Origin of the sequence: Piscinibacter sp., assembly GCF_047600445.1 — a bacterium.
Taxonomy (GTDB): domain Bacteria; phylum Pseudomonadota; class Gammaproteobacteria; order Burkholderiales; family Burkholderiaceae_C; genus Piscinibacter.
On record NZ_JASGKT010000002.1, the window covers coordinates 405,042 to 419,306 of the forward strand.

Below are 14,265 nucleotides of genomic sequence, written 5' to 3' on the forward strand. Positions count from 1 at the left end.
CCCGGCATGGCCGCAAGCATCGTCATCGCCACCCGTGAAAGCCGTCTCGCGCTGTGGCAGGCCGAGCATGTGCGCGATCTGCTCGCGCAGCGCTTCGGCGCGCAGGTCGAGCTGCTGGGCATGACCACGCGCGGCGACCAGATCCTCGACCGCACGCTGTCCAAGGTCGGCGGCAAGGGCTTGTTCGTCAAGGAGCTGGAGACCGCGCTCGAAGAAGGGCGCGCCCACCTCGCGGTGCACTCGCTGAAGGACGTGCCGATGGACCTGCCCGAAGGCTTCGCGCTCGCCGCGGTGCTGGAGCGCGAGGATCCGCGCGACGCCTTCGTCTCGCCGCGTTACGAGCGCCTGGCCGATCTGCCGCATGGCGCCAAGGTCGGCACCTCGTCGCTGCGCCGCTGGGTGCAGCTCGGCGCGCTGCGCCCCGATCTGGTGGTCGAGCCGCTGCGCGGCAACCTCGACACGCGGCTGCGCAAGCTCGACGAGGGCCAGTACGACGCCATCGTGCTGGCCGCCGCGGGGCTCAAGCGGCTCGGGCTCGCGGCGCGCATCCGCAGCCATTTCGAGAGCGAGCAGATGCTGCCCTGCGCCGGCCAGGGCGCGCTCGGCATCGAGGTGCGCGCCGACGACGCCGAGCTGCTGCGGCGGCTCGGCACGCTGACGCACCGCCCCACCTGGCTGGCGGTGCAGGCCGAGCGCGCGGTGTCGCGCGCGATGGGCGGCAGTTGTTCGATGCCGCTGGCGGTGCATGCCGCGTGGCGCGGCGACAGGCTGTGGCTGCGCGCCGCGCTCGGCCACCCGGCGCAGCCGCTGGCCGCGCTGCTGCGCGCCGAGGTGGAAGACGCGGTGGCCGACGACACCCAGGCGCGCGCGCTCGGCGAACGCGCCGCGCAGGCGCTGCACGCGCAGGGCGCGGCCGGCTACCTCGCCGGAACCTGAAACCCGCCGCGAGCGATGAAGCTGCTGGTCACCCGTCCCGCCGCGCAGGCGGCCGAGTGGGTGCGGCAGTTGCGCGAGCGCGGCGTCGACGCCGATGCGCTGCCGCTGATCGGCATCTTCCCGCCGCGCGATGCGCGCGCGGTGCAGGCGGCCTGGCGCACGCTGGCCGCGCAGCGCCTCGTGATGTTCGTCAGCCCGAACGCGGCCGAGCAGTTCTTCGCGCTGCGGCCGGACGGCGCCGCCTGGCCGGCCGGGACGCTGGCCGGTTCGCCCGGCCCCGGCACCAGCCGCACGCTGCTTGCGCTGGGCGTGCCGGCCGAAGCCATCGCCGAGCCGGCGGCCGACGCGCCGCAGTTCGATTCCGAATCGCTCTGGCGGCAGCTCTCGTCGCGCGACTGGCGCGGCGCGCGCGTGCTGATCGTGCGCGGCGAGAGCGGCCGCGACTGGCTCGCCGACGCGCTGCGCGCGCACGGCGCGACGGTCGATTTCGTGACCGCCTACGAGCGCGGCGCGCCGCGGCTCGACGCGCGCGAGCAGGCCGTGCTGAGCGCGGCCCGCGCCGCGCCGCGCGCGCAGGTGTGGATGTTCAGCAGCTCCGAATCGATCGCCCAGCTCGAAGCGCTCGCCCCCGGCGCCGACTGGCGCGGCGCCGCCGCGCTCGCCACCCATCCGCGCATCGCCCAGCGCGCGCGCGAGGCCGGCTTCGGCACCGTGCTCGAAAGCCGGCCCGCGCTGGACGCGGTGGTGGCCTGCCTACAATCGTTCGAGCCATGAGCGACAGCCTGCCCAGCCCCGACCCGAGCGCGCCCGCCTTGCCCGCGCCGCCGGCCGCGCCCGCCACGCCCGCGCGCGGCGGCATGGCCGTGGTGACCGGCGTGCTGCTGCTGGCCAGCGTGGTGGCGCTGGTGCTGGCCTGGCGCGCCGACCAGCGCGTGGCCGCGCTCGAGCAGGCGCTGGTGCTGCGCCAGGAAGAGAGCGCCAAACAGGCCGCCGAGGCGCAACTGCTCGCCAAGCAGGCCAACGAAGGCATGGGTGCGGCGGCCGCCAAGGTGGCGCTGCTCGAAGCGCGCGTCGCCGAAGTGGCGTTGCAGCGCACGCAGCTCGAAGACCTGATCCAGTCGCTGTCGCGCTCGCGCGACGAGAACCTGCTGGTCGACGTCGAGGCCGCGATCCGCATGGCCATGCAGCAAAGCGCGATCACCGGCAGCACCGAGCCGCTGGTGCTGGTGCTGCGCCAGAGCGACGAACGCCTGGCGCGCTACAGCCAGCCGCGCCTGGACGGCGTGCGCCGCGCGATCGCGCGCGACCTCGACCGCGTCAAGTCGGCCGGCGCGCTGGACATCGCCACGCTGACCGTGCGCCTCGACGAAGCGATGCGCATGGTCGACGAGCTGCCGCTGCTGGCCACCGCCGAGCCGCGCCGCGAGCGCGAACGTGATGCCGCGGCGGCGCGCGCCGCCCGGCCGGCCGCTTCGGCGGCCTCGGCCGCCACCGCCGAGGAAGGTTCCGCCTGGCGCGACGCCTGGAACCGCCTCGCCGGTCCGGTGTGGGACGAAGTGCGCTCTCTGGTGCGCGTCACGCGCATCGAGCACCCCGACGCCGCGCTGCTCACGCCCGAGCAGTCGTACTTCGTGCGCGAGAACCTCAAGCTCAAGCTGCTCAACGCGCGCCTGGCACTGCTGAGCCGCCAGTTCCCGACCGCGCAGGCAGACGTGCTGGGCGCGCAGCAGGCGCTGGAACGCTACTTCGACCGCGGCTCGCGGCGCACCACCGCGGCGCTCGAACTGCTCAGGCAGGTCGGCCAGCAGGCGCGCCAAACCGTGCTGCCGCGCCCCGACGACACCCTCGCCGCGCTGGCCACCGCCGCGGCGGGCCGCTGACGCGAAGCGGCGAAGGCGAGGCGGCGATGCGCGCGGTGATCTGGTTCGTGCTGCTGTTCGTCGTCGCGGTGGTCGCCGCGACCACGCTGGGCGGCAACGACGGCCTGGTCAGCATCTACTGGGCCGGCCAGCGGCTCGACCTGTCGCTGAACCTCTTCCTGATCCTGCTGGCCGCGCTGTGCGCGCTGCTGGTGATGGTGTTCAACGCGATCAACGCGCTGGTCGGCCTGCCGCGGCGCGCGCGCGAATGGCGCGTGGCGCGCCGCGACCGCGCCGCCCAGGCCGCGCTGCGCGAGGCGCTGGCGCAGTACTTCGGCGGCCGCTACAGCCGCGCGCAGAAGGCGGCGCAGCGCGCGCTGGCCATCCAGGCCGACACGCCCGAGCTGGTGAACGACCACGAGTTCGGCGCGCTCGGCCACCTGCTGGCCGCCGGCGGCGCGCACCGCCTGCAAGACCGCGCCGGGCGCGACCGGTCCATCGAACAGGCGCTCGAACTGACGCGCCGGAGCCCGCCCGCGCGCGCCGCGGAAGAGGGCGCGCGGCTGCTGGCCGCCGAGTGGGCGCTCGACGACCGCGACGCCGACCGCGCGCTCGAACTGCTGGGCGCGCTGCCCACCGGCGTGGCGCGCCGCACCCATGCGCTGCGGCTGCGCCTGCAGGCCACGCGCCTGGGCCGCCAGCCGCAGGAGGCGCTGAAGACCGCGCGGCTGCTCGCCAAGCACCAGGGCTTCTCGAAGGAGGCGGCGCAGGGCCTGCTGCGTTCGCTCGCCTTCGAGTCGCTCGACGGCGCGCGCGACGTCGAGCAACTGCGCCGCGTCTGGCTGCAACTCGACGCGCTGGACCGCCGCGACCCCTTCGTCGCCGCGCGCGCCGCGAGCCGCGCCGCGCGCTGGGGCGCGGGCGACGAGGCGCGCGGCTGGCTGCGCCCGTTCTGGGAGCGGCTGGACGAACTCGGCGCCGACGAACGCGCCGCGCTCTCGCTCGCGCTGGCCGAGGCGGCGCCGGGCATCGGCGTCGAATGGCTGCCGCGCCTGGAAGCGGCGGCGCAGGCGCACGGCCGCGAACCGGCGATGGGCTTCGCCGTCGGCATGGTGCTGGCCGATCGCCAGTTGTGGGGCAAGGCGCGCCGCCTGCTCGAAGAAGCCGCCGCCGACGCCACGCTGCAACCCGCCGCGCGACGCAAGGCCTGGCTGACGCTGGCGCGCATCGCCGCCGAGGAAGGTGACAGCGAGCGCGCCGCGCGCGCCTACGAGTCCGCCGCCACGCTGGCCTGAGCCGGGCGCCATGCAAAGCCTGCTATACTGCGCGGCTCGCGCGGCTGTAGCTCAGTTGGATAGAGTACTTGGCTACGAACCAAGGGGTCGTGGGTTCGAATCCTGCCAGCCGCGCCAACAACGCCAGACGAGACAACGGGCTGCATCGCAAGGTGCAGCCCGTTTTTCTTGGGCTCGCCGCTTCGCATTCTTCGCCTCGTGATCACCATGGCCAACGCACTGAAGAACAAGCTGGTTCCCGCCCTCGTCGTCGTCGCGCTGGCGCTGGCGGGCTGGTACGCGTGGCAGCGTGTCGCCGCGGGCGCGGACGATGGTGCCTTCATCGGCAGCAATGGCCGCATCGAGGCCACCGAGATCGACATCGCCACCAAGCTGGCCGGCCGCGTCGGCGACATCCTGGTCGATGAGGGCGCTTTCGTGAAGGCCGGCCAGGTGCTGGCCACGATGCAGGTGCAGACGCTGGAGGCGCAGTTGCGCGAGGCGAAGGCGCAGCGCCAGCAGGCGCTCAACGCGGTGGCCGCCGCGCAGGCGCAGGTGGCGATGCGCCAGAGCGACAAGAGCGCGCTGCTGGCGCAGGTGCGCCAGGCCGAGGCCGAGCTCAACGCGGCGCGGCGCCGGCTGGCGCGCTCCGAGACGCTGGTGAAAGAGGGCGCCACCGCCACCCAGACCGTGGACGACGACCGCGCCCGCGCGCAAAGCGCCGAAGCCGCCGTCGCCGCGGCGCAGGCGCAGGTCGCCTCGGCCGAGGCGGCCATCGTGGCGGCGCGCGCGCAGGTGGTCAGCGTGCAGTCGCAGGTCGAGGCGGTCGACGCCACGCTGCAGCGCATCCAGTCCGAGATCGACGACAGCCAGCTCAAGGCGCCGCGCGACGGCCGCGTGCAGTTCCGCGTGGCGCAGCCCGGCGAGGTGCTGGGCGCGGGCGGCCGGGTGATGAACCTGATCGACCTGTCCGACGTCTACATGACCTTCTTCCTGCCCACCGAGGCGGCCGGCCGGCTGGCCCTGGGCTCGGAAGTGCGCATCGTGCTGGACGCCGCGCCCGGCTACGTGATCCCGGCCAAGGTGTCGTTCATCGCCAGCGCGGCGCAGTTCACGCCCAAGACGGTCGAGACCGCCAGCGAGCGCCAGAAGCTGATGTTCCGCGTGCGCGCGCAGATCGACCGCCAGTTGCTGCTCGATCACCTGGAACACGTCAAGACCGGCCTGCCGGGCGAGGCCTGGGTGCGGCTCGATCCGGCGCAGGAGTGGCCGGCGCGGCTGGCGCTGAAGGCCGCTCGATGACCACCGGGCGGGCGCCCGCCGCCGGCGCGGTCGTCCGCCTGGAACAGGTGCGGCTGCACTACGGCAAGACGCAGGCGCTGGCCGGCATCACGCTGGAGCTGCCCGCGGGCCGCATGGTCGGGCTGATCGGCCCGGACGGCGTGGGCAAGTCCAGCCTGCTGTCGCTGATCGCGGGCGCGCGCGCCGTGCAGGACGGTCGCGTGCAGGTGCTCGGCGGCGACATGGCCGGCAGGCGCCACCGCGAGGCGGTCTGCCCGCGCATCGCCTACATGCCGCAGGGCCTGGGCCGCAACCTGTACCCGACGCTGTCGGTGGAGGAGAACCTGCAGTTCTTCGCGCGCCTGTTCGGCCACGACGCCGCCGAGCGGCGGCGCCGCATCGACGAACTCACCGCCGCCACCGGCCTGCGCGAATTCCTCGGCCGCCCGGCCGGCAAGCTCTCCGGCGGCATGAAGCAGAAGCTCGGGCTGTGCTGCGCGCTGATCCACGACCCCGACCTGCTGATCCTCGACGAGCCGACCACCGGCGTCGATCCGCTGGCGCGCGCGCAGTTCTGGGACCTGATCGAGCGCATCCGCGCGAACCAGCCGGGCACCAGCGTCGTCGTCGCCACCGCCTACATGGACGAGGCCCAGCGCTTCGACTGGCTGGTGGCGATGGACGGCGGCCAGGTGCTGGCCACCGGCACGCCGGGCGAGCTGCTGGCGCGCACCGGCAGCGATTCGCTGGAGGCGGCCTTCATCGCGCTGCTGCCCGAGGAGCGCAAGCGCGGCCATGCCGCCGTCGAGATCCCGCCCTTGCAGGCCGCGCACGACGACGTCGCCATCGAGGCGCAGGGCCTGACGATGCGCTTCGGCGACTTCGTCGCGGTCGATCACGTGTCGTTCCGCATACGGCGCGGCGAGATCTTCGGCTTCCTCGGCTCCAACGGCTGCGGCAAGACCACGACGATGAAGATGCTCACCGGCCTGCTGGAAGCCAGCGAAGGGCGGGCCTGGCTGTTCGGCCACGAGGTCGACCCCAAGGACATCGCCACGCGCCGCCGCGTGGGCTACATGTCGCAGGCCTTCTCGCTGTACGGCGAGCTGAGCGTGCGGCAGAACCTGGAGCTGCACGCGCGGCTGTTCCAGGTGCCCGAGGCCGACATCCCCGGGCGCGTGGCCGGGATGGCGCGGCGCTTCGACCTGGGCGACGCGCAGGACAGCCTGCCCGAGAGCCTGCCGCTGGGCATGCGCCAGCGCCTGTCGCTGGCCGTGGCGATGGTGCACGAGCCGGAGCTGCTGATCCTGGACGAGCCGACCTCGGGCGTGGACCCGGTGGCGCGCGACGCCTTCTGGCGGCTGCTGGTCGAGCTGTCGCGGCGCGACAAGGTGACGATCTTCATCTCGACCCATTTCATGAACGAGGCCGAGCGCTGCGATCGCATGTCGATGATGCACGCCGGCAAGGTGCTCGACAGCGACGCGCCCGCGGCGCTGGTGGCCAAGCGCGGCGCGAAGACGCTGGAAGAGGCCTTCATCGGCTACCTGGTGGAAGCCGGCGGCGGCACGCCGCGCGCCGACACGCCCGCCGGCGCGGCGCCGACCGAGGCGTCTGCCGAAGCGTCGGCCGAAGTGCCGCCGCAGCCCGCGCGGGCCAAGGCGGGCCGCTTCAGCCTGCGGCGCCTCGTCAGCTACCTGTGGCGCGAATCGCTGGAACTGCGGCGCGACCCGGTGCGCGCGACGCTGGCGCTGGCCGGCTCGGCCATCCTGATGTTCGTGATGGGCTTCGGCATCAGCATGGACGTCGACGACCTGCGCTACGCCGTGCTCGACCGCGACCAGTCCTCGCTGAGCCAGAGCTACACGCTCAGCCTGGCCGGCTCGCGCTACTTCGTCGAACGCCCGCCCATCCTCGACTACGCCGATCTCGACCGCCGCATGACCAGCGGCGAGCTGAGCCTGGCGCTGGAGATCCCGTCCGGCTTCGGCCGCGACGTGCTGCGCGGCCGCGAGGTGGCGATAGGCGCCTGGATCGACGGTTCGATGCCGGCGCGCGCCGAGACCGTCAAGGGCTACGTGCAGGGCATCCACCAGCACTGGCTGGCCGAGCAGGCGGCGGCGCGCGGCGGCGCCGCGGCCGCGGGGCTGGCCGGCATAGAGACGCGCTTTCGCTACAACCCCGACGTGAAGAGCCTGCCGGCGATGGTGCCCGCGGTGATCCCGCTGCTGCTGCTGATGCTGCCGGCCATGCTGACCGCGCTGGCCGTGGTGCGCGAGAAGGAGAGCGGCTCCATCATCAACCTGTACGTCACGCCGGTCACGCGCACCGAGTTCCTGCTCGGCAAGCAACTGCCCTACGTCGCGCTGGCGCTGCTGAACTTCGCGCTGATGAGCGCGATGTCGGTCACGCTGTTCGGCGTGCCGGTCAAGGGCAGCTTCGCCACGCTGCTGCTGGCCGCGCTGCTGTTCGCCTTCTGCGCCACCGGCCTGGGCCTGCTGGCCTCGAGCGTGACCAGGAGCCAGATCGCGGCGATGTTCTTCGCGATGATAGGCACCATGATCCCGGCCACGCTGTTCTCGGGCCTGACCGACCCCGTCTCGTCGCTGCAGGGCGGCGCGCGCTGGCTCGGCGAGATCTACCCGGCCACGCACATGATCGACGTCAGCCGCGGCGTGTTCAACAAGGCGCTGCACTTCGCCGACCTGCGCGCCTCGCTGCTGCCGATGCTGATCGCCGCGCCGCTGATCATCGGCGCGGCCGTCGCGCTGCTGCGCAAGCAGGAACGCTGAAGCGCGCGCCGGGGCCATGCGCCAGTTCCTCGCCAACACCTACCGCCTCGGCGTCAAGGAGCTGTGGAGCCTGTGGCGCGACCCGGCGATGCTGGTGCTGATCGTCTACGTGTTCACCGTGGGCGTCTACACCGCCGCCACGGCGATGCCCGAGACGCTGCACAACGCGCCGGTGGCCATCGTCGACGAAGACCGCTCGCCGCTGTCGCAACGCATCGCCGCGGCGCTGTACCCGCCGCAGTTCACGCCGCCGCGCCTGATCGAGTGGTCGCAGATGGACCCGGGCATGGACGCCGGGCTCTACACCTTCGCGATGGTGATCCCGCGCCATTTCCAGCGCGACCTGCTGGCCGGCCGCTCGCCGCAGATCCAGCTCAACGTCGACGCCACGCGCATGAGCCAGGCCTTCGTCGGCAGCGGCTACCTGCAGCAGATCGTGGCCGGCGAGATCGCCGAGTTCGCGCAGCGCCACCGCGCCAGCGCCGTGCCGCCGGTGGACCTGGCGCTGCGCGCGCGCTTCAACCCGGCGCTGGCGCCGTCGTGGTTCGGCAGCGTGGTGCAGGTGATCAACTACATCGCGATGCTGTCGATCATCCTCAGCGGCGCGGCGCTGATCCGCGAGCGCGAGCACGGCACCGTCGAGCACCTGCTGGTGATGCCGGTGACGCCCGCCGAGATCATGCTGGCCAAGGTGTGGGCGATGGGCGTGGTGGTGCTGCTGGCGGCCTGGGCGTCGATCGCCTTCGTCGTGCGCGGCGCGCTGCACATCCCGGTGGCCGGCTCGCTGCCGCTGTTCTTCGCGGGCGCGGCGCTGTGCCTGTTCGCCACCACCTCGATGGGCATCTTCCTGGCGACGCTGGCGCGCAACATGCCCCAGTTCGGCATGCTGATGATGCTGACCATCATGCCGCTGCAGATGCTCTCGGGCGGCGGCACGCCGCGCGAGAGCATGCCCGAGCTGGTGCGCGACCTGATGCTGGCGGCGCCGACCACGCACTTCGTGCAGCTCGGCCAGGCCATCCTGTTCCGCGGCGCCGGCCTGGACGTGGTGTGGCCCCAGTTCGCGGCGCTGGCACTGATCGGCGCGGTGCTGTTCGCGCTGTCGCTGCGGCGCTTCCGCAAGACCATCGCGCAGATGGCCTGAGCGGCGCGCCGGAGCCTGGCCTCGGCGTAGAATCGAAGTTAACGAACTTTCCCGACATATCGGGCGGGAGATCCGCACATGAAGTCCGCTTCCCACCTCGTGCACGCCGACGCCCGCGCGAGTGCGCGCACCCGGCGCACGCGAGACGCCGCGCCGTCCGACTACGGCTCGCCCGCCGAGGCGCGCGCGCTGCTGGCCAACAGCCTGGCTGGTCGCCAGCAGCGCCTGCGGGCCGACGACCTGATCTCCACCGACGAGGCCGCGGCGCTTGCGGGCACCAGCCGCGTGACCGTCAACGCCTGGATCGCCAAGGGCCGCGCGATCGGGCTCACCCAGGTCAAGCGCGGCCACCGCCTGCCGCGCTGGCAGTTCGAGCCGCGCCTGTGGGACACGCTGCCGCAACTGTCCGCGGCGCTGGGCACCAAGGAGGGCTGGGCGCTGCTCGCCTTCCTGGAATCGCCCCACGGCGGCATCGGCGGCATCACGCCGCGGCAGGCCATCGAGCAGGGGCAGGCGGCGCGCGTCATTCAGATCGCCGAGCGGGAAGGCAACTGACCGGCCCTTCCTCATGAAGCTCAGCGACCTGGCCTACGTTCCGGAGCACAACCTCCCGGCGGCGCTGACGCTGTACCGGGTACAGCGCAGCACGTCGCGCCCCGGCACCGTGCGGGTCGGCGCGCTTCGGCTTCCGCCGGCCGGCACGCTGGCGGGGCGCTTCGACCTCGCGCGCGTCGCCGTGGGCTACTTCGGCGAAGCGCCCGAGACCGCCGTCTACGAGGCCCTGGCGCGCAGGGAAGTCACCAGCCTGTCCGTCTCGTTGCTGACGCAGCGCAGCCTGCTGGCCCTTCAGACCCAGCGAACCCTGCGCTTGGCCGACCTGCGGCCGCATGCGCCGTCCTGGCCGTTCCTCCAGTCGCTGCGGCTGCATCTGACACAGCAAGTCGCCGACGACGCGCACAAGCTCGGCTTCGAGGGCGTCATCTACCGCTCGGCTCAACAGTACGCGCACGATTGCTACGCGATCTTCGGGCCGGCGCTGCGCGCGCTCAAGCTCATCGGGAGCGTCAGGCTCGTCAATCCGGCTGGCGGCTTGCACCGCTGCGTGACTGCGGCCTTGATCGGCTCGCAGGTGCCGCTGGTGCCTTGACTGAGAACGGAGCGAGCAATGGCCCGAACGAAGCCTTCTCCCGCGTCAAGATCGACGCCCAGCTCAGGGATCAGGGCTGGGACGTGCTCGACACCAACGCCGTCCGCTTCGAATGTGTTCTGCCCGACAAGACCAAGGCCGACTACGTCTTGTGTGACCGCAACGGTCGCGCCGTGGCCGTGATCGAAGCCAAGAAGGCCGCCGTCAACCTGGCCGAGGCCGAGGCGCAGGCCAGGGGCTACGCCCAACAGCTCGGCGTGCCCTACATCTTCCTCGCCAACGGCCAGGAGATCCGCTTCTGGGAATGGCAACGCGATGCCTACCCTCACCCGGTCAAGACTTTCTTCTCCCAAGGCGACCTCGAGCGCCGCGCCGCAACCGCGCAGGTCAAGCGCGACCCGCTGGCCGTGCCCATCGACCGACACATCGTCGAGCGCGACTACCAGACCGCGTGCATCGACACGCTGTGCCGCGAGATCGCCGCCGGCCGTCGCAAGCTGCTCGTCGAGATGGCCACCGGCACCGGCAAGACCCGCACCGCCGCCGCGTTCATCAAGCGCCTGTTCGATGCCAACGCCGTCACGCGCGTGCTCTTCCTCGTGGACCGCATCCCGCTGGCCAAGCAGACCGAAGACGCCTTCGCCGAACACCTGCGCGACTACCCCGCCTACGTGCTGCGCGCCGGCCGGCGCTTCCAGGACGAGAAGTGCATCACCATCACCACGCTGCAGAGCATGGTGAACATCTACGGCGACTACTCGGCGGGCTACTTCGACCTCGTGATCTCCGACGAATGCCACCGCTCGATCTACGGCAAGTGGAGCGGCGTGCTCAGGCACTTCGACGGCATCCAGCTCGGCCTGACCGCCACGCCCTGCGTCGCCGAGGCGCAGGACTTCGGCGACGACGAAGACAAGCTCTTCGTCCGCGACACGCTGCGCTTCTTCGAGGTGGACCGCCCGACCTTCAGCTACAAGATGAAGGAGGCCGTCCGCGACGGCTACCTCGTGCCCTACCAGATCTACAAGGCCAAGACGGTGAAGACTGCCGCCGATGGCGGATTTCCGGTCAAGCGCGACGAGCTGGACTGGAGCGCCATGAACGGCCCCACGCGCGCCGAGTTCGAGAAGCTGTTCGGCAAGGACGACAGCATCGTCATCGACCCCGCCGCGCTGGAACGCAGGTTCACCATTCCCGAACGCAACCGCGCCATCGTGCGCGAGTTCCGCGACGTGCTCGCCAACGGCTACCCGACCAGATCAAGGCCGCTGCACAACGGAAAGGGATCGCCCTTCCTGACGGGTGGAAGCCGGATGTGGCGCTTCGCTTGGTTTCTTCGTGGGCCACGCAAGGCACCAGGCTGCCTGATGACATTCTTGCGGGTGCGTCCAAGCTCTTCGCAGCCTTGAACGCTGGGTTTTGCCAACGCGCTATCGACCGCTAGGGGAACGTAAGCGGCCGCTGCCTCACCGCGCTACCAGTGAGAGCAGCGTGTAGTTAACCATCGCCGTGCCGCTGCCAGCGGCGTTGTCGTTCGGTCAGGCGTTCCAGGCGTCGCGTGGGCTCAAGCCAACGCCCGCACCTTCGCCTCCCGAGCCCAGTGCCGGCTCACGCCAGTTTTCACCAGCGCCTCGACGGGCACCACGCCCGCGTCGGGCTCGACGCCGGCCTTGGCGAGAATCGGCTTCGTGCCTTCGCAGTGCGCGATGGTCTTGCAGTGCCCGTAGGCATCCATGAACCATTGCACGCAGGCGGCCTCGCGCGCCAGCGCCGCGGCGCGCTCGGGCGCCAGGATGCTCGCCACCGCGTCGAACATCACCGAGGGCGCGCCGGCCAGTTGGCCGTCGGCCCGCAGCGTGCCGCCCTTGAGCTTCAGCGGCCCGATCTTCGGCGCGATCAGCGCCACGCGGCCGCCGGCCTGCTCGATGCCGCGCTTGAGCCTGTCGATGCCGGCCTTGTCGGAGCCTTCGTCGAACAGGATCGCCACCTTGCGGCCGACGAAGGTCTTCTTCGCGTTCTTCTGGATCGACAGCGCGTTCGAGGGTTTCATGTCGATCGGCTCCTTCGCCGCCGGCGCCTTGGGCGGCAGCCTGGCCGCCAGGCCGTCGGCGACACGCTGCGCCAGCGTTTCGTCGACGTTGCGCAGCCGCGCGAGCACGCGGCTGCGCACCGCCTCGATGGTGACCTTCGACAGCTCGAACACCAGCGCCGAGGCGATGTGCGCCTGCTCGCTCGCGGTCTGCGAGCGGTAGAACAGGCGCGGCTGGCTGTAGTGGTCGGCGAACAGCGCGGCGCGCATGCGCAGCTTCTGGCCGGCGTCGTTGCGCTCGGCGTTCGCGCTGAACGAGGTGAAGCCGGTTTCGGGGCAGGCGCGCGGCCCGCCGTCCTCGCCCGCGTCGGCCAGGCTGTTGGGCTCGTAGTTGGCGCGGCCGGTGGGCACCTGCGTCTGCATCATGCCGTCGCGCTGGAAGTTGTGGAACGGGCACTTCGGCGCGTTGATCGGCAATTGGTGGAAGTTGGTCGTGCCCAGGCGCGACTTCTGCGTGTCGAGGTAGGAGAACAGCCGCCCCTGCAGCAGCGGATCGTTCGTGAAGTCGATGCCGGGGATCACGTTGCTCGGCAGGAAGGCGGCCTGCTCGGTCTCGGCGAAGAAATTCGAGACGTTGCGCTCCAGCGTCAGGCGGCCGATGAACTGCACCGGCACGTCTTCCTCGGGGATGAGCTTGGTGGCGTCGAGCACGTCGTAGGGTTGGCGCGCGGCGAAGGCCTCGTCGAACACCTGCACGCCGAGCTTCCACGCGGGGAAGTCACCGGCGGCGATCGCTTCGTACAGGTCGCGGCGGTGGAAGTCGGGGTCGCCGCCGGCGATCTTCACGGCCTCGTCCCAGGTGGTCGACTCCATCCCCAGCTCGGGCTTCCAGTGGAACTTGACGAAGCGCCCCTCGCCCCTGGCGTTGACGAAGCGAAAGCTGTGCACGCCGAAGCCTTCCATCATGCGCAGGCTGCGCGGGATGGCGCGGTCCGACATCGCCCACATCACCGTGTGCATGCTCTCGGGCATCAGCGAGACGAAGTCCCAGAAGGTGTCGTGCGCCGAGGCGGCCTGCGGGTAGCCGCGGTCGGCTTCCATCTTGACGCTGTGCACGAGGTCGGGGAACTTCATCGCGTCCTGGATGAAGAACACCGGCACGTTGTTGCCCACCAGGTCCCAGTTGCCGCTGTCGGTGTAGAGCTTGACGGCGAAGCCGCGCACGTCGCGCGGCGTGTCCACCGAGCCGGCGCCGCCGGCCACCGTCGAGAAGCGCACGAAGGCCTCGCAGCGCTTGCCCTTCTTCTGGAAGATCGAGGCCTTGGTCAGCTCGGGAATCGCCTTCGTGCATTCGAAGGTGCCGTGCGCGCCCGAGCCGCGCGCATGCACGATGCGCTCGGGGATGCGCTCGTGGTCGAAGTGGAAGATCTTCTCGCGCAGCACGAAGTCTTCCAGCAGCGTCGGCCCGCGCTCGCCGGCGCGCAGCGAGTTCTGGTTGTCCGAGACGCGGTGGCCGAAGTTGTCGGTCAGGTGCGCGCGGCCGTCGGCGTGGCCGGCGCCGCGCGGCACTTCCTGGTGCAGTTCGCCGGCGTTGCCGCTGCGCTCGGTGATGCCGGCGCCGCGGCGCGCGGGGGTGGGCTTCCTGGTCATGGCGATCCTCTCTTGTCGAGTCGCTGTGGTGAGGCGCGTCAGGCTAGACGGCGCGCCGGGCGCCGCGCTGTCGGCCCGGCGCGGTTTTGCGCGTAGGTGGTGGCCTACGCGCGGCGCCGCACCGCGAGGGCTGTAGGACCGCTCCGACGTGCG

11 protein-coding genes and 1 tRNA gene are annotated in these 14,265 nt (G+C 71.7%); 11 read left to right on the top strand and 1 reads right to left on the bottom strand.

Going from position 1 to position 14,265, the window contains the following annotated elements:
* Positions 1-6: 6 nt before the first annotated feature.
* The 11 genes from hemC to QM792_RS05985 all read left to right on the top strand — a co-directional run bounded on the left by hemC (position 7) and on the right by QM792_RS05985 (position 11,842).
* Positions 7-936, top strand: coding sequence for a hydroxymethylbilane synthase (gene hemC / locus QM792_RS05935; RefSeq protein ID WP_415148433.1), 930 nt, complete (start codon positions 7-9; stop codon positions 934-936).
* 15 nt (positions 937-951) lie between these two features.
* Positions 952-1,710 (top strand): uroporphyrinogen-III synthase, encoded by a 759-nt coding sequence (locus tag QM792_RS05940; RefSeq protein WP_415148435.1) that lies wholly within the window; start codon positions 952-954, stop codon positions 1,708-1,710.
* Complete coding sequence (locus tag QM792_RS05945) at positions 1,707-2,816, top strand: uroporphyrinogen-III C-methyltransferase (RefSeq protein ID WP_415148437.1); 1,110 nt, start codon at positions 1,707-1,709, stop codon at positions 2,814-2,816. The genes QM792_RS05940 and QM792_RS05945 overlap by 4 nt, the downstream gene beginning before the upstream one ends.
* Before the next feature lie 26 nt (positions 2,817-2,842).
* Positions 2,843-4,090, top strand: coding sequence for a heme biosynthesis HemY N-terminal domain-containing protein (locus QM792_RS05950; RefSeq protein ID WP_415148439.1), 1,248 nt, complete (start codon positions 2,843-2,845; stop codon positions 4,088-4,090).
* A 40-nt stretch (positions 4,091-4,130) separates the two neighbouring features.
* Positions 4,131-4,207: transfer RNA gene (locus QM792_RS05955), tRNA-Arg, on the top strand.
* Between the two features lie 90 nt (positions 4,208-4,297).
* The gene (locus QM792_RS05960) at positions 4,298-5,371 is read left to right on the top strand and encodes an HlyD family secretion protein (RefSeq protein ID WP_415148441.1); all 1,074 of its coding nucleotides are present in this window, start codon (positions 4,298-4,300) and stop codon (positions 5,369-5,371) included.
* Positions 5,368-8,142 (top strand): ribosome-associated ATPase/putative transporter RbbA, encoded by a 2,775-nt coding sequence (gene rbbA / locus QM792_RS05965; protein ID WP_415148442.1) that lies wholly within the window; start codon positions 5,368-5,370, stop codon positions 8,140-8,142. Before QM792_RS05960 ends, rbbA begins: the two co-directional genes overlap by 4 nt.
* A 16-nt stretch (positions 8,143-8,158) precedes the next feature.
* A complete protein-coding gene (locus QM792_RS05970) occupies positions 8,159-9,286 on the top strand; it encodes an ABC transporter permease (RefSeq protein WP_415148444.1) in 1,128 nt (375 codons plus the stop codon).
* Between the two features lie 78 nt (positions 9,287-9,364).
* Positions 9,365-9,841, top strand: coding sequence for a hypothetical protein (locus QM792_RS05975; RefSeq protein WP_415148446.1), 477 nt, complete (start codon positions 9,365-9,367; stop codon positions 9,839-9,841).
* A 13-nt stretch (positions 9,842-9,854) separates the two neighbouring features.
* Positions 9,855-10,433, top strand: coding sequence for an RES family NAD+ phosphorylase (locus QM792_RS05980; RefSeq protein WP_415148448.1), 579 nt, complete (start codon positions 9,855-9,857; stop codon positions 10,431-10,433).
* Entirely contained in the window at positions 10,430-11,842 is a 1,413-nt protein-coding gene (locus tag QM792_RS05985) for a DEAD/DEAH box helicase family protein (RefSeq protein WP_415148449.1), read from the top strand. Before QM792_RS05980 ends, QM792_RS05985 begins: the two co-directional genes overlap by 4 nt.
* A gap of 155 nt (positions 11,843-11,997) precedes the next feature.
* On the opposite strand, the gene QM792_RS05990 is transcribed toward QM792_RS05985, so the two are convergent.
* The gene (locus QM792_RS05990; protein ID WP_415148451.1) at positions 11,998-14,112 is read right to left on the bottom strand and encodes a catalase; all 2,115 of its coding nucleotides are present in this window, start codon (positions 14,110-14,112) and stop codon (positions 11,998-12,000) included.
* Positions 14,113-14,265: the final 153 nt, after the last annotated feature.

Bases quoted from the DNA above. Each gene is read 5' to 3' on its own strand.
- QM792_RS05980 (WP_415148448.1), top strand. From the start codon at position 9,855: ATGAAGCTCAGCGACCTGGCCTACGTTCCGGAGCACAACCTCCCGGCG.
- QM792_RS05945 (WP_415148437.1), top strand. From the start codon at position 1,707: ATGAGCGACAGCCTGCCCAGCCCCGACCCGAGCGCGCCCGCCTTGCCC.
- QM792_RS05975 (WP_415148446.1), top strand. From the start codon at position 9,365: ATGAAGTCCGCTTCCCACCTCGTGCACGCCGACGCCCGCGCGAGTGCG.
- rbbA (WP_415148442.1), top strand. From the start codon at position 5,368: ATGACCACCGGGCGGGCGCCCGCCGCCGGCGCGGTCGTCCGCCTGGAA.
- QM792_RS05990 (WP_415148451.1), bottom strand. From the start codon at position 14,112: ATGACCAGGAAGCCCACCCCCGCGCGCCGCGGCGCCGGCATCACCGAG.
- QM792_RS05960 (WP_415148441.1), top strand. From the start codon at position 4,298: ATGGCCAACGCACTGAAGAACAAGCTGGTTCCCGCCCTCGTCGTCGTC.
- QM792_RS05950 (WP_415148439.1), top strand. From the start codon at position 2,843: ATGCGCGCGGTGATCTGGTTCGTGCTGCTGTTCGTCGTCGCGGTGGTC.
- QM792_RS05940 (WP_415148435.1), top strand. From the start codon at position 952: ATGAAGCTGCTGGTCACCCGTCCCGCCGCGCAGGCGGCCGAGTGGGTG.
- QM792_RS05970 (WP_415148444.1), top strand. From the start codon at position 8,159: ATGCGCCAGTTCCTCGCCAACACCTACCGCCTCGGCGTCAAGGAGCTG.
- hemC (WP_415148433.1), top strand. From the start codon at position 7: ATGGCCGCAAGCATCGTCATCGCCACCCGTGAAAGCCGTCTCGCGCTG.